The organism is Paracoccus sp. (in: a-proteobacteria) (assembly GCF_030538755.1).
GTDB lineage: Bacteria > Pseudomonadota > Alphaproteobacteria > Rhodobacterales > Rhodobacteraceae > Paracoccus.
In genome coordinates this window covers 152,459-174,157 of sequence record NZ_JAUNTJ010000002.1, presented here as the reverse complement: position 1 = coordinate 174,157, position 21,699 = coordinate 152,459, and the positions used below count along the sequence as shown (strand labels likewise).

At 67.3% G+C, this 21,699-nt stretch carries 18 protein-coding genes and 1 riboswitch; of the genes, 6 read left to right on the top strand and 12 right to left on the bottom strand.

The genetic code is table 11. The features are described 5' to 3' along the window. Positions 1-24: 24 nt before the first annotated feature. The 3 genes from Q4G14_RS01945 (at position 25) to Q4G14_RS01935 (ending at position 5,072) form a co-directional block, all read left to right on the top strand. A complete protein-coding gene (locus Q4G14_RS01945) occupies positions 25-660 on the top strand; it encodes a TetR family transcriptional regulator (protein WP_303360034.1) in 636 nt (211 codons plus the stop codon). 113 nt (positions 661-773) lie between these two features. Continuing rightward, positions 774-1,913, top strand: a complete 1,140-nt coding sequence (locus Q4G14_RS01940) for an efflux RND transporter periplasmic adaptor subunit (protein ID WP_303360033.1) — start codon at positions 774-776, stop codon at positions 1,911-1,913. A gap of 3 nt (positions 1,914-1,916) precedes the next feature. Next, complete coding sequence (locus Q4G14_RS01935; protein WP_303360032.1) at positions 1,917-5,072, top strand: efflux RND transporter permease subunit; 3,156 nt, start codon at positions 1,917-1,919, stop codon at positions 5,070-5,072. Positions 5,073-5,131: 59 nt separating this feature from the next. Here Q4G14_RS01935 and Q4G14_RS01930 read toward each other — a convergent pair whose 3' ends face one another. Genes Q4G14_RS01930 through Q4G14_RS01920 form a run of 3 tightly spaced genes read right to left on the bottom strand, consistent with a single transcriptional unit; the run spans position 5,132 to position 8,690 of the window. Beyond that, positions 5,132-5,440: a hypothetical protein gene (locus tag Q4G14_RS01930; protein WP_303360031.1), complete on the bottom strand. Its 309-nt coding sequence runs from the start codon at positions 5,438-5,440 to the stop codon at positions 5,132-5,134. After that, positions 5,440-7,989: a cbb3-type cytochrome c oxidase subunit I gene (locus tag Q4G14_RS01925; protein WP_303360030.1), complete on the bottom strand. Its 2,550-nt coding sequence runs from the start codon at positions 7,987-7,989 to the stop codon at positions 5,440-5,442. Before Q4G14_RS01925 ends, Q4G14_RS01930 begins: the two co-directional genes overlap by 1 nt. Further along, entirely contained in the window at positions 7,986-8,690 is a 705-nt protein-coding gene (locus Q4G14_RS01920) for a cytochrome c oxidase subunit II (protein WP_303360029.1), read from the bottom strand. Before Q4G14_RS01920 ends, Q4G14_RS01925 begins: the two co-directional genes overlap by 4 nt. A 39-nt stretch (positions 8,691-8,729) precedes the next feature. Between Q4G14_RS01920 and Q4G14_RS01915 the strand changes: the two genes are divergently transcribed. Beyond that, on the top strand, positions 8,730-9,245 hold the full coding sequence (locus Q4G14_RS01915; RefSeq protein ID WP_303360028.1) for a DUF2231 domain-containing protein: 516 nt from the start codon (positions 8,730-8,732) through the stop codon (positions 9,243-9,245). Between the two features lie 5 nt (positions 9,246-9,250). On the opposite strand, the gene Q4G14_RS01910 is transcribed toward Q4G14_RS01915, so the two are convergent. Together Q4G14_RS01910 and Q4G14_RS01905 are read right to left on the bottom strand one after the other, a co-directional pair. Next, positions 9,251-9,745: a CopD family protein gene (locus Q4G14_RS01910; protein ID WP_303360027.1), complete on the bottom strand. Its 495-nt coding sequence runs from the start codon at positions 9,743-9,745 to the stop codon at positions 9,251-9,253. Continuing rightward, a complete protein-coding gene (locus Q4G14_RS01905; RefSeq protein ID WP_303360026.1) occupies positions 9,742-10,464 on the bottom strand; it encodes a cytochrome c oxidase assembly protein in 723 nt (240 codons plus the stop codon). Before Q4G14_RS01905 ends, Q4G14_RS01910 begins: the two co-directional genes overlap by 4 nt. Before the next feature lie 258 nt (positions 10,465-10,722). Between Q4G14_RS01905 and Q4G14_RS01900 the strand changes: the two genes are divergently transcribed. After that, positions 10,723-12,126 (top strand): ferredoxin reductase family protein, encoded by a 1,404-nt coding sequence (locus tag Q4G14_RS01900; protein WP_303360025.1) that lies wholly within the window; start codon positions 10,723-10,725, stop codon positions 12,124-12,126. Positions 12,127-12,184: 58 nt separating this feature from the next. On the opposite strand, the gene mprF is transcribed toward Q4G14_RS01900, so the two are convergent. The 3 genes from mprF to Q4G14_RS01885 all read right to left on the bottom strand — a co-directional run bounded on the left by mprF (position 12,185) and on the right by Q4G14_RS01885 (position 17,489). Beyond that, the gene (gene mprF / locus Q4G14_RS01895) at positions 12,185-14,812 is read right to left on the bottom strand and encodes a bifunctional lysylphosphatidylglycerol flippase/synthetase MprF (RefSeq protein WP_303360024.1); all 2,628 of its coding nucleotides are present in this window, start codon (positions 14,810-14,812) and stop codon (positions 12,185-12,187) included. A gap of 60 nt (positions 14,813-14,872) precedes the next feature. Continuing rightward, positions 14,873-16,372, bottom strand: a complete 1,500-nt coding sequence (locus Q4G14_RS01890; protein WP_303360023.1) for an acetyl-CoA hydrolase/transferase family protein — start codon at positions 16,370-16,372, stop codon at positions 14,873-14,875. A 136-nt stretch (positions 16,373-16,508) separates the two neighbouring features. Continuing rightward, positions 16,509-17,489, bottom strand: a complete 981-nt coding sequence (locus Q4G14_RS01885) for a cation diffusion facilitator family transporter (protein ID WP_303360022.1) — start codon at positions 17,487-17,489, stop codon at positions 16,509-16,511. A gap of 93 nt (positions 17,490-17,582) precedes the next feature. Between Q4G14_RS01885 and Q4G14_RS01880 the strand changes: the two genes are divergently transcribed. Next, on the top strand, positions 17,583-18,014 hold the full coding sequence (locus Q4G14_RS01880; protein ID WP_303360021.1) for a helix-turn-helix domain-containing protein: 432 nt from the start codon (positions 17,583-17,585) through the stop codon (positions 18,012-18,014). Here the strand turns inward: Q4G14_RS01880 and thiD are convergent. From thiD to hslU, 4 genes are all read right to left on the bottom strand, one after another. Next, on the bottom strand, positions 17,990-18,814 hold the full coding sequence (gene thiD / locus Q4G14_RS01875; protein WP_303360020.1) for a bifunctional hydroxymethylpyrimidine kinase/phosphomethylpyrimidine kinase: 825 nt from the start codon (positions 18,812-18,814) through the stop codon (positions 17,990-17,992). The genes Q4G14_RS01880 and thiD overlap by 25 nt on opposite strands. Then, positions 18,811-19,422: a thiamine phosphate synthase gene (gene thiE, locus Q4G14_RS01870; RefSeq protein ID WP_303360019.1), complete on the bottom strand. Its 612-nt coding sequence runs from the start codon at positions 19,420-19,422 to the stop codon at positions 18,811-18,813. Before thiE ends, thiD begins: the two co-directional genes overlap by 4 nt. Continuing rightward, positions 19,419-20,204, bottom strand: coding sequence for a hydroxyethylthiazole kinase (gene thiM / locus Q4G14_RS01865; protein ID WP_303360018.1), 786 nt, complete (start codon positions 20,202-20,204; stop codon positions 19,419-19,421). The genes thiE and thiM overlap by 4 nt, the downstream gene beginning before the upstream one ends. Positions 20,205-20,248: 44 nt before the next feature. Further along, positions 20,249-20,343, bottom strand: a riboswitch (TPP riboswitch). Positions 20,344-20,380: 37 nt separating this feature from the next. Next, a complete protein-coding gene (gene hslU / locus Q4G14_RS01860; protein WP_303360017.1) occupies positions 20,381-21,688 on the bottom strand; it encodes an ATP-dependent protease ATPase subunit HslU in 1,308 nt (435 codons plus the stop codon). Positions 21,689-21,699 lie beyond the last annotated feature (11 nt).

Below are 21,699 nucleotides of genomic sequence, written 5' to 3'. Positions count from 1 at the left end.
AAGGCCGCGCTGAAAGGATTCATCATGCGCCGCACCAAGGACGATGCCGAACAGACCCGAGCCGCGATTCTGGACGCGGCCGAGGAACTGTTCTGCGCGCAGGGCATCGACGGTGCGACGCTGGAATCCATCTCGCGCGCGGCGGGTGTCACGCGCGGGGCGTTCTACTGGCATTTCCGCGACAAGACCGATCTGTTGCAGGCCCTGTCCGCCCGCAGCGAGCTGCCGCAGCGCGCAATGCTGCAACATGCCGCCGCAACCGCGCATCCCGACCCGATGGGCCTGCTGGAACAGGCCGGGCAGGACGCGCTGATGATCTTCGAGGCTGATCTCAGCACGCAGCGCATGTTCTGGATTACCTCGGGGTGCAGCCGCGACGCCACGACAGCGGACTGGCTGACCAAGGACAAATCCGCGGTCTTTGCGCTGCTGAACCGCATCATCGAACAGGTGCAGAGCCGGGGCCAGTTGCGCCCCGATTTCACCACGAAAGAGGCCGCCGTGCTGCTGATGGCAGCTATGGACGGGCTGTTACGCGAATGGCTGCGATCCGATCGCGCCTTTCCTTTGGCCGAAACAGGTGGCAAACTGTTGCGGGCGCAGATTGCAATGCTGCGCGCCGCCCATCAGCCGATGCCGCCACCAGCCGCCCCCGGATGACATAACGCGCAGCCGGGCGTCCGCGCCCCCTGCCCCGACCATCGAATGACCTGCCCGCCGGGCATCCCCCCTCTCCCTGATTGCTTTAATCCGAGACCCCCATGCAAAACCATTTGACCAAAGCTCTGGCCGTTGCCGCCTTGCTGCTGCCGGTATCCGCATATGCCCAGCAGGCCCCTCTGCCGACCGTCACCACCGTCACCGCAAAGCCCGAGGATTTCACCCTGACCACCCGCCTGCCGGGCCGGATTCAGGCATCCACCGTGGCCGAGGTGCGCCCGCAGGTGTCGGGCATCATCCGCGAACGCCTGTTCGGCGAAGGCGCGCGCGTCGAGGCCGGGCAGCCGCTGTATAAGATCGAGGACGACACCTACAGCGCCGCCGTGGCCGCCGCCCGTGCCGCCGTGGCGCAGGCACAGGCCAATTACGACCTGTCGGTGCGCGAACTGGAGCGGGCCGAAACGCTGTATCGCAACCGCACCGGGTCGGCGCAGGCCCGCGACAGCGCCGTGGCCAGCCGCGACGCCGCCAATGCCGCCCTGCAACTGTCGCAGGCCCAGCTGATGAGCGCGGAAATCGACCTTGACCGCACCACGATCCGCGCCCCCATCGCCGGGGTCATCGGCCTGTCGCAGACCACGACCGGCGCTCTGGTCAGCGCGCAGCAGGCCACCGCGCTGGCCACCATCCGCGCGCTGGACCCGATTTATGTGGACGTGACCCAATCGGCCAACGATCTGCTGCGCTGGCAGGACAGCGGCAAATCCGGCGAACTGCCGGAAACCGAAGCCACGCTGATCCTGCCCACCGGCGGCACCTATACCCACAAGGGCCGGCTGGAGGCCGCGGAACCGCAGGTCGAACCCACCACCGGCATGATTACCCTGCGCATCACCATCCCCAACCCCGAGCATCTGCTGCTGCCGGGCCTGTATGTCGAGGTGGACATGCCGCAGGCCACGATGAACGGCACCTATCTGGTGCCGCAGAACGCCGTCATGCGCGACCGCACCGGCGCGGCGAATGCCTGGGTGGTCGAAGATGGCAAGGTCGTCGTGCGCGATCTGACCGTGCTGACCTCATCGGGCAACAACTGGGCGGTGACGTCCGGCCTGAATGCGGGCGACCAGATCATCACCTCGGGCTTTCAAAAGATCGCGCCGGGCGCCGATGTGCAGATCGTCGAGGATACCCCGCCGCAGGGTGCCGCCGAAGCCGAGGCCGAGGCCCCGGCCGCGCAGGAAGGGCAGTAACCCATGGCACGTTTCTTTATCGACCGGCCCATCTTTGCATGGGTGATCGCCATTCTGATCATGGGGCTGGGGGTGCTGTCGATCATGCGCCTGCCGATCTCGCAATATCCGTCCATCGCCGGGCCGCAGATCGTGGTCAGCGCGACTTACCCCGGCGCGTCGGCGGAAACCGTCGCCGATACGGTGGTGCAGATCGTGGAAAAGCAGATGACCGGGCTGGATGGCCTGCGTTACATCAATTCCAGCACCACATCGAACGGCACGGCCTCGATCACCCTGACCTTTGCCATCGGCACCGATCCCGACATCGCGCAGGTGCAGGTCCAGAACAAGCTGGCGCAGGCCGAATCGGGCCTGCCCGAATCCGTCACCCGTCAGGGGATCACGGTGGAAAAATCCGCCACCGGCTTTCTGATGGTGGTGGCGCTGGTGTCCGATGACGGGCAGCGCACCAATATCGACCTTGCCGATTACATGAATTCCTACATGGTCGAACCGCTGGCCCGTCTGGACGGCGTGGGCAGCATTCGCGTGTTCGGTTCGGAATATGCGATGCGCATCTGGCTGGACCCGCAAAAGCTGAAATATTACGACCTGTCACCCTCGGCCGTGACGGCGGCGATCTCGGCGCAGAACGCGCAGATTTCAGCCGGCAGCTTTGGCGCCATGCCGGCGCCGTCGGGGCAGTTGCTGAACGCCACCATCACCGCGCAATCGCTGCTGCGCACGCCCGAGGATTTCGAACGCATCGTGCTGCGCGCCGATACCGATGGCGGGCTGGTGCTGCTGCGCGACGTGGCGCGGGCGGAACTGGGCACCGAAAGCTATGAGATCGGCAGCTTTTACAACGGCCAGCCCGCGTCGGGTCTGGCCATCCAGCTGGCCTCGGGGGCGAATGCGCTGGAAACCGGCGATCTGGTCAAGGCCGAGGTGGAAAACCTTGCCCGCTCGTTCCCGGCGGGCGTCAGCTATGTCGTTCCTTATGACACCACGCCCTTTGTGCTGCTGTCGATCGAGGCGGTGCTGCACACGCTGGTCGAAGCCATGATTCTGGTGTTCCTGGTGATCCTGCTGTTCCTGCACAACTTCCGCGCCACGCTGATCCCGACGCTGGCGGTGCCGGTGATCCTGCTGGGCACCTTCGGCATCATGGCGGCGCTTGGGTTCAGCATCAACACGCTGACCATGCTGGCCATGGTGCTGGCCATCGGCCTTGTCGTCGATGACGCCATCGTGGTGGTGGAAAACGTCGAACGCATCATGCACGACGAAGGGCTTGGCCCGGTCGAGGCCACGCGCAAGTCGATGGATGAAATCACCGGCGCGCTGGTGGGGATCGGCGTGGTCATTTCCGCCGTGTTCGTTCCGATGGCCTTTTTCGGCGGCTCGACCGGGGAAATGTATAAACAGTTCGCCGTCACCATCGTATCGGCCATGATGCTGTCGGTGGTCGTGGCGGTCATCTTTACCCCGGCGCTGTGCGCCACCATGCTGAAACCGCACGCCCATCACAAACGTCAGGGCCTGATCGGCCGCATCGGCACCCGCTTCAGCAACTGGTTCGAGCGCAACTTTACCCGCCTGACCAACGGCTATTCCTGGGGCGTGGGCAAGGCCACCGCCGGGCCGCTGAAGATGCTGGTGATCTTTGCGCTGATCGTCGGCGGCATGGTGGTGCTGTTCCAGCGCACCCCCACGTCCTTCCTGCCCGACGAAGATCAGGGCGTGCTGATGACCATCGTGCAGCTTCCCTCGGGTTCGACCGCCGAACAGACCGAAGAAATCCTGACCCGCGTGCAGCAATATTACGCCACCGCCGAGGAAGAAAACGTCGAGGCCGTGTTCTCGGTCCGCGGCTTTTCCTTTGCCGGTCAGGGCCAGAACATGGGCATGATGTTCGTCAAGCTGAAAGACTGGCACGACCGCAGCCGCCCCGACCAGTCGGCGCAGGCGATTGCGGGCCGCGCCTTTGGCCCGCTGTTCGGCGGCATCCGCGAGGCGATGGTGATCCCCATCGTGCCCCCCGCCATGATGGAACTGGGCAATGCCAGCGGCTTTTCGGCCTATCTGCAAGCCTCGGGCGGGCAGACGCATGAGGAATTGCTGAACGCGCGAAACCAGTTGCTGGGCATGGCCTCGCAGGACAGCCGCCTGTCTGGTGTGCGCCCCAGCGGGGTCGAGGATGCCACCCAGTTCCGCCTGAACATCGACTGGGCCAAGGCCGGCGCGGTCGGGGTGACGGCGGCGGATGTCGGCACCTTCCTGAACACCATCTGGTCGGGGGCCTATGTCAACGATTTCCTGTATGAAGGCCGGGTCAAGCGCGTCTATGTGCAGGGCGAGCCTGCGGCCCGCACCCGCCCCGAGGATATGGGCCTGTGGCGCGTGCCCAACGCGAATGGCGATTTCGTCGATTTCAACACCTTCGCCACGCAGGAATGGGTTTACGGCCCGCAGCAGGTCACGCGCTATAACGCGCTGCCCTCGATGGCGGTCGAGGGCGGCCCGGCAGACGGCTTTACCTCGGGCGAGGCGCTGACCGCGATGGAGGAACTGGCCGCGCAACTGCCGCCCGGTTTCAACCTGCGCTGGACCGGCCTTTCGCTAGAGGAAAAAGAGGCGGGCGCAGGCGCGATGGCGCTGTATGCGCTGGCACTGGCCACGATGTTCCTGTGCCTTGCGGCGCTGTATGAAAGCTGGACGATCCCCATCGCGGTGCTGCTGGCCATGCCGGTCGGCGTGCTGGGTGCGCTGATCGGGGCGCAGATCGGCGGGCAGTCGAACGGCGTTTACTTTCAGGTCGGCCTGCTGACCGTTGTGGGTCTGACCGGCAAGAACGGCATCCTGATCGTCGAATTCGCCCGCGACCGGATGGCGCATATGGGCGAAACCGCAATCGAGGCGGCGCGCACCGCCGCACGGCTGCGCTTTCGTCCGATCCTGATGACCTCGCTGGCCTTTGGTCTGGGTGTGGTGCCGCTGGTGATCTCGTCCGGGGCGGGGGCGGGGGCGCGCCACGCCATCGGCTATGCGACGCTGTTCGGCACGATCACGGGCACCGCACTGGCGATCTTTTTCGTGCCGGTGTTCTTTGTGCTGGTGAACCGCATCTTTTCGGGCCGCTCACGCCCGGCACAACAGCCGCACGCCACTGCCTGATCGGCGGTGCTGACAATCAAAGCCCCCGGTGCCACGCGGTGCCGGGGGTTTTGCTTTGCCTAAGCGCAGGTGGATACGGCGATCACCGGAAACAGCGTAAAGGCGGTTGCCACCAGCCCGATCCACAGCCCGGCGGTTACGATCACCCGCGCCCGCCCCGACGCAGCCGGGATCAGCCGAAAGCTGAGCACATGCAGCAACAGCCCCGCCGCCCAGACAGCCCACATGGCAAAGTGGTGCAGGTCGCCGATGGGCGCGGGGCGGCCCGGCCAGCCCAGATTGCAACCCGTGCCGTGCAGCGCATAGACCGCCGCGAACAACAGCGACCACAGCGTCGGGCCAGCCAAAGCGCGTGCCAGCCAGCCCATCACAGCACCTCTTGCGCGGCGACAAGCGCGGCCAGAATCGCGGCGGTGGCCAGCCAGAAATCCTGAAACAGCCGCCAGACCGGCGTAGCCCCGCGCCGTTGCGCGCTCAACCGGCCCTGCCGCGCATCGGCAAGGCTGCGCAGCGCCAGCATCAGCGCGATGGTGCCATGCACCGCCGCATAGGCCAGCGCCACGCCGCGCAGCGCATCGCGCGCATGGCGGCGCGGGTCATCCAGCCCGACCGCCAGCCCCGCGATCAGCGCCAGTGCCAGCAGCGCCGCCGCCACGCCCACCGCCGACCACATCGCGCCGCCCGCGGTGGCGCGGCGCGCTTCGGCCAGCCGCGCCGCAACTGCCCCCACCGCCATCGCCGCCAGCGCGCCTGCGGTCATCGCCGCCATCACCGCCGTGCCGATACCGCTGGCGGGCGCGGGCCAGCCGGGCGCCACCACCGTCAGAAAGCCGACGCCGAACAGCAGGCTGGCAAACAGCGTGCCATCGGCCACCAACAGCGCCACCGCACCGCTGTAACCCAGCGTATTGCGCACCTGCCAATGCACCGGCAGGCTTAGCCCCGGCGCGGCGGCGATCGGGGCGTGATCCTGCGCGCTGCCCATGATCGCCCCCCAACGCCACACCACCGCCAGCGTCGCCGCCACGCCCAACAGCGCGGCCCCATACCACCCCGCCAGCATCATCGCGAAAAAGCTGCCGATCACGCCCGAGGTCGCCAGCGGCAGCCATGTGTTCGTCGGCAGCACCGCCACATGCTGCGGACGGCCCGAGCCGGCCTCGGTCACGATGATTTCGCGCTGACCGCGCGGCGCGCCGGGCAGCAGCCCCTGCCCCGTCGCCAGCGGCAACAGCGCGCCCGCATCATCGCCCGGACGCGGCAGGCTGGCAAAGTTATAGGACGGCGCAGGCAGGGCCATCGCCCAATCCAGCGTCGGCGCGCCCCAAGGGTTGCGCCAGCTGCGCCGCCCGAACAGCGCCTGCATCCCCAGATCCAGCACCAGCAGCGCAAAGCCCGCCGATTGCACCATGCCAAAGAACGAGGACATCAGGTTCAGCCACTCCCATTCCGGGTTGGCCGGATAGACGTCGATCCGGCGCGGCATCCCCAGCAGGCCGGTCAGGTGCATCAGAAAAAAGGTGCCGTGAAAGCCGATGAAGATCAGCCAGAATGCCGCCTCGCCCAGGCCGCGCACCCGCCAGCGGCCACAGATCAGCGGCATCCACCACGTCACCGCCGCCAGCATCGGAAACACGAACCCTCCGACCAGCACATAATGCAGATGTGCGGTGACAAAGGTGGTGTCATGCGCCTGCCAGTTGAACGGCACCATCGCCAGCATGACCCCCGTCAGCCCGCCCAGAACGAAGGTGGCGAAAAAGCCCATGATATACAGCATCGGCAGGCGAAACTGCACCCGGCCCTCATACATGGTGCCGATCCAGGCGAATATCTGCACCGCCGTCGGCACCGCCACCAGCGCCGAAGCGGCGGAAAAGAACGCCAGTGCCATATGCGGGATGCCCACGGTGAACATGTGATGCACCCACAGCCCGAATGACAGGAACACCAGCCCGATCACCGCCGCCACGATGGCACCATAGCCAAGAATCGTCGTGCGCGACAGAACCGGAATGATGGTGGACAGCGCCCCGGCGGCGGGCAGAAAGATGATATAGACCTCGGGGTGGCCGAACAGCCAGAACAGGTGCTGCCACAGTAGGGGGTCTCCACCCCGCGCGACATCGAAGAAGGGCCAGTCAAAGGCGCGCTCGACCTCTAGCAGAATGGACCCGAGGATCAGCGGCGGAAAGCCGACCAGCATCATCACGCTGGTTCCCAGCAGATACCAGCCCATCAGCGGCATTTTCGTCAGCGCCATGCCCGGCGCGCGGCACCGCAGAATGGTGACGGTGATTTCCACCGCCGCCGCCACGGCGCTGATTTCGACAAAGGTCACGCCCAGCAGCCAGACATCAGCGTTGATCCCCGGCGTATAGGTGCGGCCCGACAGCGGCACATACATGAACCAGCCGCCATCGGGCGCAGCCCCGAACAGCAGCGACAGGACAATGACCGAGCCGCCAAACAGGTAACAGAAATACCCCAGTGTGGACAGGCGCGGAAAGGCCATGTCCCGCGTGCCAAGGATTTTCGGCAAAAGCCACAGCGCCAGCCCCTCTAGCATGGGGATGGCGAACAGAAACATCATGATGCTGCCGTGCATCGTGAAGATCTGGTTATACAGTTCCGTATCCAGAAATGCGCCCTGCCGCGTGGCAAGCTGCGCCCGGATCAGCATGGCCAGCACACCGCCGATGGCAAAGAACACAAAGGCCGTCGCCATGAACCGCAGCCCGATGGTGCCGTGGTTCACCGAGGTAAAGAACCCCTGCCACCCCGGCAGATCGCGCCACACCCGGTCAAGCTCGCGGTGCAGCCGCAGGGCACGCTGCGGCGGGTTGGGGGCGATGGCGGCGGTATCTGCCTGCCGCGCGGCCTGACCTTGGGGCGGATGGGTGGCGGCGTCGGTCATGGCTGATCCTCGGGGGCTGGGGTCGCGTCAGCGGGCAGCGGTGGGCCGTCATCAGGTGGCGCATCGGTGAAATCGGGCAGCGGCCCCGCCGGGTCATAGACCACCACGCTGAACCGCATCGCCGTATGGCCAAGGCCGCAAAACTCGGCGCACAGGCCCTGATAGGTGCCGGGGGCGTCGGCGCTGAGCCGGTGGCGGTTGGCATGGCCGGGGATCGCATCCATCTTGCCGCCCAGTTGCGGCACCCAAAAGCTGTGGATCACATCGGCGGCGGTCAGGGTCACGTCAAAGGGCTGGCCCGCAGGCACATACAGCACGCCTTGCGTTTCGACCGGCGAGCCATCGGGACCGGGCTGGGTAAAGCTCCAGCTCCACTGCCGGGCATGGGCTGACACCTGCACCGCGCCGTCATCGCGCGCCAGCATCCGCTCGCCGATCCACAGCGCAAAGCCCAGCGCCAGCGTCAGCACGCCAAGGCTGAAGCCCAGCCCCCAGCCCATGATCCAGCGCCGTTCCGATTGCGGCGCAGGCGCGCGGCGCAGCGCCGACCAGATCAGTGCCAGCACCAGCACGGTGATCGCCGCCGACCCCGCCAGCATCGCCCACCACAACAGCGCAATATCGCGCGCCGCAGGCCCCGCCGGCGTCAGCGTGCTGAGCGGGCCGGAACAGCCCGCCAAGGGAACCAACAGCAGCGCCATGGCCTTTGTCTTGGAACATGTCGTCAGAAAGGATCGCCCATGCGCCCGAAACGCAGCCTCAGCCAGCGCCGCCGCCTGTCCGATCCGATCGAGGAACGCAGCTCGTTCGGCGATACCGAATCCAGAATCGCCGTCGCGGGCCACCCGATCCATGCGATGATGGTCGCCTTTCCGATTGCGCTGTGTTTCTGCACCTTGGGGGCGGATGCGATGTATTGGCTGACCGGCGACAGCTTTTGGCCGCGCGTCGCCATCTGGGCCGCAGGGGTGGCCTTTGCCATCGGCGTGCTGGCGGGCATCGCGGGCACGATCGAGCTGTTGCTGGTGCCGGGCATCCGCATCCGCTCGGCCAGTTGGACGCATTTCATTCTGGCCGTGATGCTGCTGTCGGTGCTGGGGCTGAACTGGGGGTTCCGGCTGGATGATCCGGTCGGCGCGGTTCTGCCGTGGGGAGGGCTGCTGTCGCTGCTGGCGGCCGGGATGACCGGCATCACCGGCTGGCACGGCGGCAAGCTGGTGTTCGATTATCAGATCGGCACGCATCAGGCGGATTGAACGGCTCACAGTGCCCCCCTTGGTGTCAGCATGAAGGCGGGCAGCCACGCGATCAGGCCCGACAGGTCCGGCTTGGCCAGCACCAGCCACAGCACCCCGGCCATCAGCGGCAGCCCAAGCGCCAGTGCGATCAGCGGATGCGGCAGGCGCGCGCGGCCCTGCTGTTCGCCCGAAATCAGGATGATCTGCCCGATCCACGCATGAACCAGCACCATGCCCGACACCAGCGCCAGCTTGGCCGCGAACCACAGGTCGAACACCCCCGCGGCAAAGATCAGCGCCGTGCCCGCCGCGATGCTGATGATCGCCGCCGGTGTGGCAAAGCCGATATAGCCGTAATGCGTAATCAGCCGGAATTCGGCATAGCGCGCCTGCGCCTGCCCGCCCGCGCGGTTGCGCCATGTGTCGCCGTAAACCGCCAGCAGCACCGGCAGAGCGACCAGCGCCGCGCACCACGCCAGCATCGCGGCGATGTGCAGGAACTTCAACGTGGCGATCATGCGGCGAACCCCTGCCGCCAGCCCCGGCGCAGCATCAGCGCCGCCAGCACCGCAACCGGCACAAAGCCCGGCACCCACATGACCAGCCCGGCCAGTTGCTGATCGCTCAGCGCGGTCATGCCCCACAGGGCGGCGCCCTCGATATGCTGAAAGAACAGCGCATTGGGGGCAAAGGTCAGCACGGCGCCGATCAGCCCCATGATCCCGGCCAGCCCGCCGGTCAGCAAGGCGCGGCGCAGCATATCCTCGGCCGGGCCGTTGGGGGCCAGAACCGCCGACCAGAACACCCATGCGGGCAACAGCATCGCCGCCTGCATCGCCCAGTAAACCGTATCGGACGCCCAGACCGCATCATAAACGCGCGGCAGGTTCCATGCCACCATCGCCGCCGACAGCACCACCAGCGACAGCGCCGCCGAGACCTGCCGCAGCATCGGCCAGGCCAGCGCCAGGGCGGGCGCGGCCACCGTCACCAGCAGCAGATGATGCGCCGCCCGCGCCGAAAACAGCGCCACCGTCAGCGCGCACAGAGGCGAGACAAAGGCCACCACCAGCGCCCCCCATCCGACCGCCGCCGCAACCCGGCCCTGCGCCCGCCACGCCAGCACCACCCCAAAGACCGCCAGCGCGATCAGCAGGGGCGGGTCGAAATTCCACGACCGCCACAAATCGCCCGGCAAGGGCGCGGGGCCGCAATAGGGCATCTGCTGAGTCAGCATCGGCATTCTCCGTCAGTGTGGCGTCAGTCCGCGTGGCGTGCGACGCGTATCGGGAGCGCACTACCCTAACCGCCCTGCCCGCCATACCCTAACCGCCCTGCCCGCCATCGGTTCCCACCACCGCACGCCGGCTTGGTCGCCAGATCATCGCAGGGGCTGACTCTCAGATCCGTTGGCACACTGACCCACCACGCCCCGCATCCACATCCCGCCGCGCCCGCCCCGGAACCGCAGGCATTTTGGCGACGTTACCCCGGCATGAGCCGCCCTCTGCCCCAGACCGCCACCGACCCGCAGTTGCATGTGCGCCCCGCCGACCGGCAAGGGGCTGTCTGGCTGTGGGGGGCGTTCTGGCTGGCGGCTGCGGCGCTTGTGCTGGCGCTGCCCTTTGCCGTTATCCTGCTGGGCGATCCGCCTGCGGCGACGGTGTTTTCACGCGATGTCGCGCTGGGGCTGGGGTTTTCGGCCCTTGCGCTGGCCGGGCTGCAATTCGCGCTGACCGGGCGGCTGAAACCGCTGCTGCATCCCTTTGGCGCGGATGTGGTGTTCATGTTCCACCGCTTTGTCAGTTGGGGCGCGGTGGCGCTGATGCTGGGGCATTTCGGCATCCTCTATATCTGGCATCAAGACGATCTGGGGGTGCTGAACCCGCTGGTCGCGCCGGCCTATATGACCGCCGGGCGGGTGGCGCTGTTGTGCTTCGTCACGCTGATCCTCAGTTCCGAGCTGCGCCAGCGGGTCGGCCTTGGCTATCTGAACTGGCGCAGGCTGCATGTCGGGCTGGCGCTGACCGGATTTGCCGGGGCAATCTGGCATGTGCTGGGTGCGGGGCATTTCACCGGGGCCGACAGCACCCGCGCCCTGTGGCTGGCCGTCACGCTGATGTGGCTGGGGCTGATGGTCTATACCCGCCTGCTGCGCCCGTGGTGGCAATGGCGCAACCCGTGGCGCGTCACCGACAACAGCGACGAGGGCGACGGCATCCGCACCCTGACCCTGCGCCCCGAGGGGCGGGCGCTGTCGGGCTGGCGTCCGGGGCAATTCGCGTGGCTGACGGTCGGCACTTCGCCCTTCAGCCTGCGCGAACACCCGTTCACGATTTCCACCGCCCCCGACAAGGGGCCAGAGATTTCCTTTTCGATCAAACCCCTTGGCGATGACAGCCAGCGTCTGTCACAAACCGAACCGGGCACCATCGCCTATATCGACGGGCCATATGGCCAGTTCTCGATCGACCGCGAATCCGGGGCCGGGGGCTTTGTCATGATCGCGGGCGGGGTGGGGATCACCCCGGTCATCGCCAACCTGCACGCGATGCAGGAACGCCGCGATCCCCGGCCCGTTTTCGTTCTGTATGCCAATGACAGTTGGGATGACGTGGCCTTTCGCGACGAACTGGCCCGGATGGCAGAACAGATCCGCCTGACCGTGATCCATGTCATCCAGGACCCGCCTGATGATGACTGGCCGCCCGCCGGGTTCATCGTGGAAACCGGGCGGATCGACGGCGACATGCTGTCGCGTGTTCTGCCCCAGCCGTCGCGCGAATGGCCGCATATGCTGTGCGGACCGCCGCCCATGCTAGAGGCGGTCAAGGCCGATCTGCAAAAGCTGGGCGTGCCCCTGTCGCAGATCGACAGTGAAATCTTTGAGATGGTGTGACCATGCGCCCATTGCTTGCCCGTTCTCTGGCCGCCGCGCTGATCGTGCTGGCGATTGCCTATGCGGTCGGTTTCGCGCTGCTTTTGGGCTGAGCCTTGCCCGAAATCAGCCGCGCAGCATCGGCCAGCGCGACCAGCGGCGGCAGCGCGCCGGGCGCGGCCAGATAATGCGGGCGCCAGTCGGGGGCGAAGTTTTCCTTGAACGCCCGCAGCCCGGCAAAGGTGTAAAAGCTGCCGCCGTGGCGATAGATGACCGCGCCGAACCTGTCCCACAGCCGCCCGGTCCGTTCCGGCATCAGCCCCGGCAGCGGTGCCATGCCCAGCGAAAATTCGGCGCACCCCTGATCGCGCAGGCGCAGCATCAGGGCGGTGAACAGAAACTCTATCGTGTCGGGCGGGGCGGCGGCGGATTGCCGCATCAGGTCGATGCCCGCCCGCGTGCCGCCCGCGCTGGTCAGGATATTGGCAAAGGCGACGATCCGCCCCTGATGCCGCACAACTGCCACGGGCCAGCGGTTCAGCCATGCGGCATCGAACCGCCCGACCGAAAAGCCCTTTTCCCGCGCCCCGCGCGCCGCCAGCCAGTCGTCGGATACCGCGCGCAGCTCTGCGATCAGCGCCGGATCATGCGGCGGGGGCATCAGGTCCAGCGCCATCCCCTCGTGCCCGGCCCGCGCATGGATCGCCCGCAGCTTTTGGCGCGACGGTTGCTCCAGCCGGAAATCGGGCAGGCTGACCACGGCTTCCTCGCCCATCTTGTGCAGCGTCATCCCCAGTTCCAGCATCTGCGGCACCGCCTGCGGGCCGGCCTCGTAGAACACGGGCGAGGCCCCGGCCCGGCGCGCCGCATCGGCAAAGCTGAAGGCGACTTCCTCGGCCGCGTCATGCGGGCCGACGGGACCGCCATATGACAACCACGACCGGCCCGAGGCGGCAAACATCACAAAGGCGCGGCGGTCATCGGAAAACATCAGCGATTTATCCCCGCTCAGCGCCAATGCCGATTCCGGGGTGCCCCAATCCGCGACGATGGCGGCGGCATCGGCCAGATCCTGCGGCGCGGGCGGCTCGGGGCGGATACGCGGCGCGCGCAGCAGCATCGCCAGACCGGCCACGCCCAGCATCAGGCTGGCCAGCAGCCCCGCCCGCAGTGCGCGCGGGGCGCGGTCGTCCACGGCGAATTGCCACCACAATTCGTTGGCGTAAACCGTGCCCTTATGCGCAAAGAACAGCGCAAAGCCGAACCCCGCCCCCGCCGCCAACAGCATCGCCACCCAGCCCGGCGTCAGCGCGGCATGGGTCAGGATGGCGCGGCGGCGAAACGCCCGGCGGAAGGGCAGCAGGATCACGATGCCCAGCACCAACGCCATCATCTGCTGCCGGTCGGCGTGTATCAGCGCCACCACAGCCCCCGCCGCCATCGCCGCCACCGCCAGCCAGAACGCCCCCAGCGAGCGGCGCACCACCGCCAGCGACAGCACGATCAGCGCCGCCCCCAGCGCGCTGGACAACAGCGCCGAGCCTTCGACAAAGGCCAGCGGGAACAGGGTTTCGGCGGCCTCGGCGGCTTCGGTCATCGGGGGCAGGACGGCGGCGATGCTCATCCACAGGCCGGAACCAAAGATCATCGCCCCCAGCACCAGCGGTGCCAGAGGCGACACCGCGCGCAGCGCCGGCTCGATCGTGGCCAGCAACCGGCCCAGCCGGTTGTCGGCGGCCCCCCGGCCCATGGCGCGCCATGCCTCGTATCCTGACAGCAGGATCAGGGCCAGGGCAAAGGGCACCAGATAGTAAACCAGCCGATACAGCAACAGCGCCGCCGCCACCGGCCCCACGGGCGTGCCCGCGGGCATGGCGGCGATGATGATGGTTTCGAACACACCGATGCCGCCGGGAACGTGGCTGATGATCCCCGCCATCGTGGCGGCGGAAAACACCGCCAGAAAGGTGAAAAAGCCGTAATCCGTCACCGGCAGGAACAGATACAGCGTCAGCGCCGAAAAGCACATGTCGCCGATGCTGATCGCCACCTGCCCCGCCAGCACCGGCAGCGACGGCGCGCGCAGCGCCAGCCGCCGGATGCGCAGCGCCCGCCCGGTGGCCGAGGCCCAGACCAGCGGCACCACCATCGCCGCAATCGCCGCCAGCGCCAGCAGCCGGATCGAGGCGGGCGGCAGCGGCAGCAGCATCGCCAGCGCCATCGGATGCAGCGCCAGCGCCGCCAGCCCGACCAGCGTGGCCGCCACGCCATAGGACACGGCGGCAAAGGTGGAAATCGCGGCGATGTCATAGCCGCCCAGCCCCAGCCCGGCATAAACCCGCCAGCGCACCGCACCACCCGAAATCGCCGTCAGCCCGATGGTATTGCCGAAAGCATAGGCCATCAGCCCACCCGTCATCACCACCGGCAAAGGCAGCGGTTTGCCGATATAGCGCAGCGCCGACCAGTCATATCCGGCCAGGCACAGATAGCCCGCCAGCGTGGTCAGCAGCGCCAGCCCGGTGATATGCCACGGCGTCGTCGCGATCTGCGCGGTGATCTGATCCAGATCCACCGGCGCCAGCAACCGTTGCAGCGCGAACAGCCCCAGCAGGAACAGCACGCCCGCCACCACCCATGGCGCGGCATAGCGCAGGCGCGCCATCCAGCCGGTGGCGGGGGGGTGTTCATCGGCTGGCTCGGGCATGGTCGCCTCCCTCTGGCCCGCCAGTCATAGCGCAACGGGCCGGATCGGCAAGCGTGGGCCTTAGGCGCGCATCCGCCCGGTCAGGCGCAGGTTTTCATGCCATGTAAAGGCCTCGTCCAGCAAATGCGGGGTGTGGCCGCCACGGGCATTGGCGCGGTCGACATAATCGCTCAGATCGTCGCGCCAGTCGGGGTGGGCGCAGTTGTCGATCACCCGCCGCGCCCGTTCGCGCGGGGCCAGCCCGCGCAGATCCGCCAGCCCCTGTTCCGTCACCAGAATATCCACGTCATGTTCGGTATGATCGACATGCGACACCATCGGCACGACCGAGGAAATCGCCCCGGCCTTGGCGATGGATTTGGTCACGAACACCGACAAAAAGGCATTGCGCGCGAAATCGCCCGATCCGCCGATGCCGTTCATCATCTGGCTGCCGCGCACATGGGTCGAGTTGACGTTGCCATAGATGTCAAATTCCAGCGCGGTGTTGATGGCGATCAGGCCCAGACGGCGCACCACCTCGGGGTGGTTAGAGATTTCCTGCGGGCGCAGGATCAGCCGGGATTTGTAATCCGGCAGCCGCGCCAGAAAATCGTGATAGCGCGCCGCCGACAGCGTGATCGACGACCCCGAGGCGAAATCCAGCTTGCCCGCGTCGAACAGATCAAAGGTCGAATCCTGCAAGACCTCGGAATACAGCTTCAGATCGTGGAAGGGCGTGTCGATAAAACCATGCAGCACCGCGTTGGCGATGGTCCCGATCCCGGCCTGAAGCGGTTGCAGCCGGTTCGTCATCCGCCCCTGCGCCACCTCGTTCAGCAGAAAATCCGACAGATGCCGGGCGATGGCGCGGGTCTCATCATCGGGGTCCAGAATGGTCGCGGAACTGTCCTGCTTTTGCGTCAGAACGATACCGGCGATCCTTTCGGGCGGCACGGGGATGAACGGCAGGCCGATCCGGCTTTCGGGGGCGACCACCGGAATCGGCATCCGGTTCGGGCGCCAGGTGGGGATATAGATGTCGTGCAGCCCCTCCAGCGCCTCGGGCTGGCTGAGGTTGATTTCCACGATCACCTGATCCGCCAGAATCGCAAAGCTGGCCGAGTTGCCGACCGATGTGGTGGGCACGATGCCGCCGCTTTCGGTGATCGCCACCGCCTCGACCACGGCAATATCCACCGGCGGCAATTGCCGGGTGCGCAGCATTTCGACGGTTTCCGACAGGTGCTGGTCGATGAACATCACCTCGCCGGCGTTGATCGCCCGGCGCAGCGCCGGGTCGGACTGAAACGGGATGCGGCGGGCGGTGACGCGGGCTTCGGCCAGCGTCTTGTCCAGATCGTTGCCAAGGCTGGCGCCGGTCATCAGCGTGATCTGCAACGGGTTCTGCCGCGCCCGTTCGGCCAGCGCCATCGGCACCGCCTTGGCCTCGCCCGCGCGGGTAAAGCCGGACATGCCGACCACCATCCCGTCACGGATCATCGCCGCCGCCTGATCGGCGGAAACGATCCGGTCGCGCAGGGGGATGTTACGGATGCGGGACAGGTCGGGCGGGGTCATGGCGGCCTCTTGCTGGCGGATGGGCGCGGCGGGGTCGCCGGGCTGGCGCAGAGTCTACGCCATCCGCGCGCTGCCGCCAATAAGCTATGCCTTATGCGGGCAGCTAACGACATTCAGATATGCGATATGCGCATAACTAGGCTTCCACAGAACGGATGGCCTCCACAGGGTTCACCTCGACCGTGGCATGGGCGACGCCGTGGTGTTCGGCCAGCCGGGCGGCGACCAGCGGCGGCAGGCCAAGCGGATCGGTGCCGGGGGCAGGGCTGACATGGACCGTTGCCACCGCACGGCTGTCGGCCAGCGCCCATGCGTGAAAATGCCGCGCCTCGGCCACGCCAGGCAGGCTGGCCAGATCGGCCAGCACCGCATCCGGGTCGATATGCGCGGGCGTGCCCTGAATCAGCGTGAACACCGAGCTCCGCACCAGCCCCCATGCCGAGCGCACCACCAACAGCGCCACCAGCACCGACAGGATCGGGTCCAGCACCGTCCAGCCGGTCAGCATGATGCCCCCCGCCGCCGCGATGGCCCCCACCGACCCCAGCAGATCACCCAGCACATGCAGCATCGCCCCGCGCAGATTGCCGTCGCCGCTGTCGCCCGCGCGCAGGATCGCAAAGCCCGCGACATTCACCGCCAGCCCGATACAGGCGACGATCAGCATCGACCCGGCCAGCACCTCGACCGGCTGGCGAAAGCGGGCCACCGCCTCGAATACGATCCATGCCACCAGCAACAGCAACGTGGCCCCGTTGGCCAGCGCCGCCAGCACCCGCACCCGGTGAAAACCATAGCTGACCCGAGGCGTCGCCGCCCGCCGTGCCACGCGATAGGCGATCAGCGCCAGCAACAGCGCCGCCGCATCCGACACCATATGCCCGGAATCGGCAATCAGCGCCAGCGAGCCCGACAGCCAGCCCCCCACCGCCTGCACCAGCGCATAACCGACAGTCAGCGCAAAGACCATGGCGATGCGCCGCTCATTCGCCGCCGTCACCTCGGGCGCGTGGCTGTGCCCGGCGTGGTCATGGTCATGGTCGTGATCGTGATCGTGGTCATGGGCGTGATCGTGGCCGTGATGATGATCGTGCTGATGGCGGGTCGTCTGGTTCATATCGTCACCTGTCTGCAAGGGGTGCGGGCGGGCTTGATAGCTGGCAAGGACCGACATAATTGCTCTAGCAACTAGAGCTTCAAGAGGTTTTTCGTGCAAAGCATCGGAAAATTGTCGCGCGCGACCGGGGTCAAGGTGCCGACGATCCGCTATTACGAAACCATCGGCCTGCTGCCCGAACCTGATCGCAGCAGCGGAAACCAGCGGCTGTATGGGGTCAAGGCGCAGGAACGGCTGGTCTTTATCCGCCACGCCCGCGATCTGGGCTTTTCGCTGAACGCGATCCGCGATCTGCTGGAACTGGCGGCACATCCCGACCAGCCCTGCGCCGCCGCCGATCAGATCGCCCACCGCCAACTGGCGCAGGTGCGCAGCCGTCTGACCCGGCTGCGCGCCCTGGAATCAGAGCTGGAACGGATGCTGGCCCAATGCGCCCATGCCACGGTCGGGGAATGCCGGGTGATCGAATCGCTGGCCGACCACGGCCATTGCGCACAGGATCACGCGGGCGGCGATGCGCCCTGACCGCCCTCGTTCACCGCGTGGAAGTGATGCACCGGGCCGTGCCCCTGCCCCACGCGCAGCGCACCCGATGCGGCGATGGCACCCGACAGCCACAGCTTGGCCCCGGCCACCGCCTGCGGCAGCGGCAGGCCGCGCCCCAGCAGGCAGGCCAGTGCCGATGACAGCGAACAGCCGGTGCCATGGGTGTTGCGGGTGGCGTGGCGCGGGCCGTCGAACCGCCGCACCCCGTCGGCCGCGATCAGCAGATCCGGGCTGTCCGGCCCCCCGAGATGCCCGCCCTTCATCAGCACCGCCTGCGGCCCCAGCGCCAGCAGGGCGCGGCCCTGCGCCTCCATCCCGGCCAGATCCGTGGCGGGCGGCTGGCCCAGCAGATCGGCGGCTTCAGGCAGGTTCGGGGTGATGACCGTGGCCCGCGGCAACAGCCGGTCGCGCAGCGCCGCCACCGCCTCGGCGGCCAGCAGCCGGTCGCCGCTTTTGGCGACCATCACCGGGTCCAGCACGATGGGCGCATCCAGCCCCGCCAGCGCGGCCGTGACAGTATCGGTGATCGCGGCAGACCCCAGCATCCCGATCTTGACCGCATGGATGGCAATATCATCGCGCAGCGAGGCAATCTGCGCCACCACCAGATCAGGGGCGATCAGCTCGACCGCCTGCACGCCCTGCGTATTCTGCGCCGTCAGCGCCGTGATCGCGGCCATGGCATAGCCGCCATTCGCCGAAATCGCCTTGATGTCGGCCTGAATCCCCGCCCCGCCCGAAGGGTCGGACCCGGCAATCGACAGGATGTTGGGGATCATGTCTGGCTCCATTCCGTGAACAGCGCGCGGGTGGCGGCCTGGGGGTCGGGGGCGCGGGTGACGGCGCTGACCACGGCCATGCCCGCCGCCCCAGCCGCCCGCAGCGCCGCCGCATCGCCGGGGGCAAGGCCGCCGATGGCCACCGCCGGCTTGGGCACAAGCGCGATGATGCGGGCCAGCCCCGCCATCCCCAAGGGCGTGGCATGGTCGGGCTTGGTGGCTGTGGCCCGCACCGGGCCGACGCCGACATAATCGACGCAATCAGGCACCAGCCGCGCCTGCGCCGGATTATCCACCGACAGCCCCAGCAGCCGCACCGGCCCGATCCGGTCGCGCGCCGCGCGCGGGTCGCCGTCGCCCTGCCCGATATGCAGCCCATGCGCGCCGCTGCGTTCCACGACCGAGACCCGGTCGTTCACGATCAGCCGCACGCCGCGCGATTCCAGTTCCGGCAGCAAGGCATCGACCAGCACCACCAGATCATCGTCGCTGGCGGTCTTGTCGCGCAATTGCACCGCCCATGCCCCGCCGCGCGCAGCGGCGCGCGCCTGTTCGATCACCGGCAGCCGCGCAGCGGGGTCGGTGATGACATAAACCGGCCCGATCATGCCGCATCCACCTGCGCGCCCGCATCCAGTTCGGCGGGGGTGATATTGTGCAGCGCATCCAGAAACAGCGGCTGGAACGTGCCCGGCCCTTGCGCCTGCTGGCCCGCGATCTGCCCGGCCAGCCCGTAAAAGGCCATCGCCGCCACGGTGGCATCCAGCACCGGCTGACCGACGCAAAACGCCGCGATCACGCCGTTCAGCGAACAGCCCAGCACGGTGACGCGCGGCATCAAGGGATGGCCGTTGCGCACCCGGAACGCCCGGTCGCCGTCGGTCACGAAATCCACCGCACCCGACACCGCCACCACGCCGCCGGTGCGCCGGGCCAACTGCCGGGCGGCATCCTGCGCGGCCTCGACCGTATCGCCGGTTTCGGGGCCGCGCGCGTGGCCGCCCAGCCCGGCCAGCGTCAGCACCTCGGACGCATTGCCGCGCACCACCGCCGGGCGGGCGTCCAGCAGGCGCTGCGACAGGCCCTGCCGCATCCGCGTGGCCCCGACGCCGACCGGATCGAACACCCACGGCCGCCCCGCGCCCCGCATCACCGCCGCCGCGCGCAGCATGGATTCGCCCCAATCGGGATCGAGCGTGCCGATATTCACCGTCAGCGCCTGCGCAAGGGCGGCAAATTCCTCGACCTCATCCAGCGCGTGAACCATCGCGGGCGAGGCCCCTGCGGCCAGCAGCACATTGGCCATGACATTCATGGCCACATAATTGGTGATGTTATGGATCAGCGGCGCGCGCGCCCGCATCTGCTCTAGATAAGCCCCGGTCTGCATTTCCCCCCCTTGTGACGCGGGGGGCTGAAGCCGGGCATGGGATGGCGAACCCGGAACAGACTCCCTCCGCCAGCATGATCTGGTTCAGGTTCAAAGGGTGCTTCTCAGCCCGCGGATGCGGACGCCCCTGTCTGCCGGTCAGTCAGCCACGCGGGGCCGCGCCTGTCAAGCCACCGTTACAAAACATAGCGCGACAGATCGGTGCTGCGCGACAGATCGCCCAGATGCTGTTCGACAAAGGCCGCGTCCACGGTGACGGAATCGCCATCACGGTCGGGGGCGGTAAAGGATAGATCCTCGAACACCCGCTCGATCACCGTATAAAGCCTGCGCGCGCCAATATTTTCGACGCTGCCGTTCACCTCGGCGGCGATGCGGGCCAGCGCGGCAATGCCGTCGTCCGTAAAGGCCACGGTGACATTCTCGGTCGCCATCAGCGCGGTGTATTGGCGGGTCAGGGCATTGTCGGTTTCGGTCAGGATGCGGACGAAATCTTCCTCGGTCAGCGCGCGCAATTCGACCCGGATCGGCAGGCGGCCTTGCAGTTCGGGCAGCAGGTCCGAGGGTTTCGCCACGTGGAACGCACCCGAGGCGATGAACAGGATGTGGTCGGTCTTGACCGGACCGTATTTGGTGGAAACCGTCGTGCCTTCGATCAGCGGCAGCAGGTCGCGCTGCACCCCCTCGCGGCTGACATCGGCGCCACGCGCCTCGGACCGGGCGGCCACCTTGTCGATCTCGTCGATAAAGACGATGCCGTTTTCCTGCACCGATTCCAGCGCGGCGGCTTTCACGGCTTCGTCGTCCAGCAGCTTGTCGGCCTCTTCGGCGATCAGCAGGTCATAGCTTTCGGCAACGGTCATCTTGCGCCGCACCCGCCGCCCGCCAAAGGCCTTCATCAGGCCCGACAGGTCCATCATCCCGCCCATGGCACCGGGCGGCTGGCCGGGCAGTTCCATCATGCCCAAAGGGTTCGAGTTATCGGCCAGCTCCAGTTCGATCACCGTGCTGTCCAGTTCGCCGCGTTTCAGCTTGTCGCGGAACATCTGCCGGGTGCCGTCGCGGGCCTGATCGCCGGCCAGAGCCTCGATCACGCGGTCCTCGGCGGCCTTGTGGGCGCGGGCCTTGACATCCTCGCGCATCCGCTCGCGCGTTTCGACCAGCGCGGCATCGGCCAGATCGCGGATGATCTGTTCCACATCGCGCCCGACATAGCCGACCTCGGTGAACTTGGTCGCCTCGACCTTGATGAAGGGGGCATTGGCCAGTTTCGCCAGACGGCGGCTGATTTCGGTTTTGCCGACGCCGGTGGGACCGATCATCAGAATGTTCTTGGGATACACCTCGTCGCGCAGATCATCGGCCAGTTGCTTGCGCCGCCAGCGGTTGCGCAGCGCCACGGCGACGGCGCGCTTGGCATCCTTTTGGCCGATGATGAAACGGTCCAGTTCGGACACGATTTCGCGGGGGGTGAGGTCGGTCATGGGTGGTTCCT

What these genes read in the sequence shown, in the direction of transcription:
- Q4G14_RS01945 (WP_303360034.1), top strand. Translation starts at nt 25, where the DNA reads ATGCGCCGCACCAAGGACGATGCCGAACAGACCCGAGCCGCGATTCTG.
- Q4G14_RS01935 (WP_303360032.1), top strand. Translation starts at nt 1,917, where the DNA reads ATGGCACGTTTCTTTATCGACCGGCCCATCTTTGCATGGGTGATCGCC.
- Q4G14_RS01930 (WP_303360031.1), bottom strand. Translation starts at nt 5,440, where the DNA reads ATGGGCTGGCTGGCACGCGCTTTGGCTGGCCCGACGCTGTGGTCGCTG.
- Q4G14_RS01925 (WP_303360030.1), bottom strand. Translation starts at nt 7,989, where the DNA reads ATGACCGACGCCGCCACCCATCCGCCCCAAGGTCAGGCCGCGCGGCAG.
- Q4G14_RS01920 (WP_303360029.1), bottom strand. Translation starts at nt 8,690, where the DNA reads ATGGCGCTGCTGTTGGTTCCCTTGGCGGGCTGTTCCGGCCCGCTCAGC.
- Q4G14_RS01915 (WP_303360028.1), top strand. Translation starts at nt 8,730, where the DNA reads ATGCGCCCGAAACGCAGCCTCAGCCAGCGCCGCCGCCTGTCCGATCCG.
- Q4G14_RS01910 (WP_303360027.1), bottom strand. Translation starts at nt 9,745, where the DNA reads ATGATCGCCACGTTGAAGTTCCTGCACATCGCCGCGATGCTGGCGTGG.
- Q4G14_RS01905 (WP_303360026.1), bottom strand. Translation starts at nt 10,464, where the DNA reads ATGCTGACTCAGCAGATGCCCTATTGCGGCCCCGCGCCCTTGCCGGGC.
- Q4G14_RS01900 (WP_303360025.1), top strand. Translation starts at nt 10,723, where the DNA reads ATGAGCCGCCCTCTGCCCCAGACCGCCACCGACCCGCAGTTGCATGTG.
- mprF (WP_303360024.1), bottom strand. Translation starts at nt 14,812, where the DNA reads ATGCCCGAGCCAGCCGATGAACACCCCCCCGCCACCGGCTGGATGGCG.
- Q4G14_RS01890 (WP_303360023.1), bottom strand. Translation starts at nt 16,372, where the DNA reads ATGACCCCGCCCGACCTGTCCCGCATCCGTAACATCCCCCTGCGCGAC.
- Q4G14_RS01885 (WP_303360022.1), bottom strand. Translation starts at nt 17,489, where the DNA reads ATGAACCAGACGACCCGCCATCAGCACGATCATCATCACGGCCACGAT.
- thiD (WP_303360020.1), bottom strand. Translation starts at nt 18,814, where the DNA reads ATGATCCCCAACATCCTGTCGATTGCCGGGTCCGACCCTTCGGGCGGG.
- thiE (WP_303360019.1), bottom strand. Translation starts at nt 19,422, where the DNA reads ATGATCGGGCCGGTTTATGTCATCACCGACCCCGCTGCGCGGCTGCCG.
- thiM (WP_303360018.1), bottom strand. Translation starts at nt 20,204, where the DNA reads ATGCAGACCGGGGCTTATCTAGAGCAGATGCGGGCGCGCGCGCCGCTG.
- hslU (WP_303360017.1), bottom strand. Translation starts at nt 21,688, where the DNA reads ATGACCGACCTCACCCCCCGCGAAATCGTGTCCGAACTGGACCGTTTC.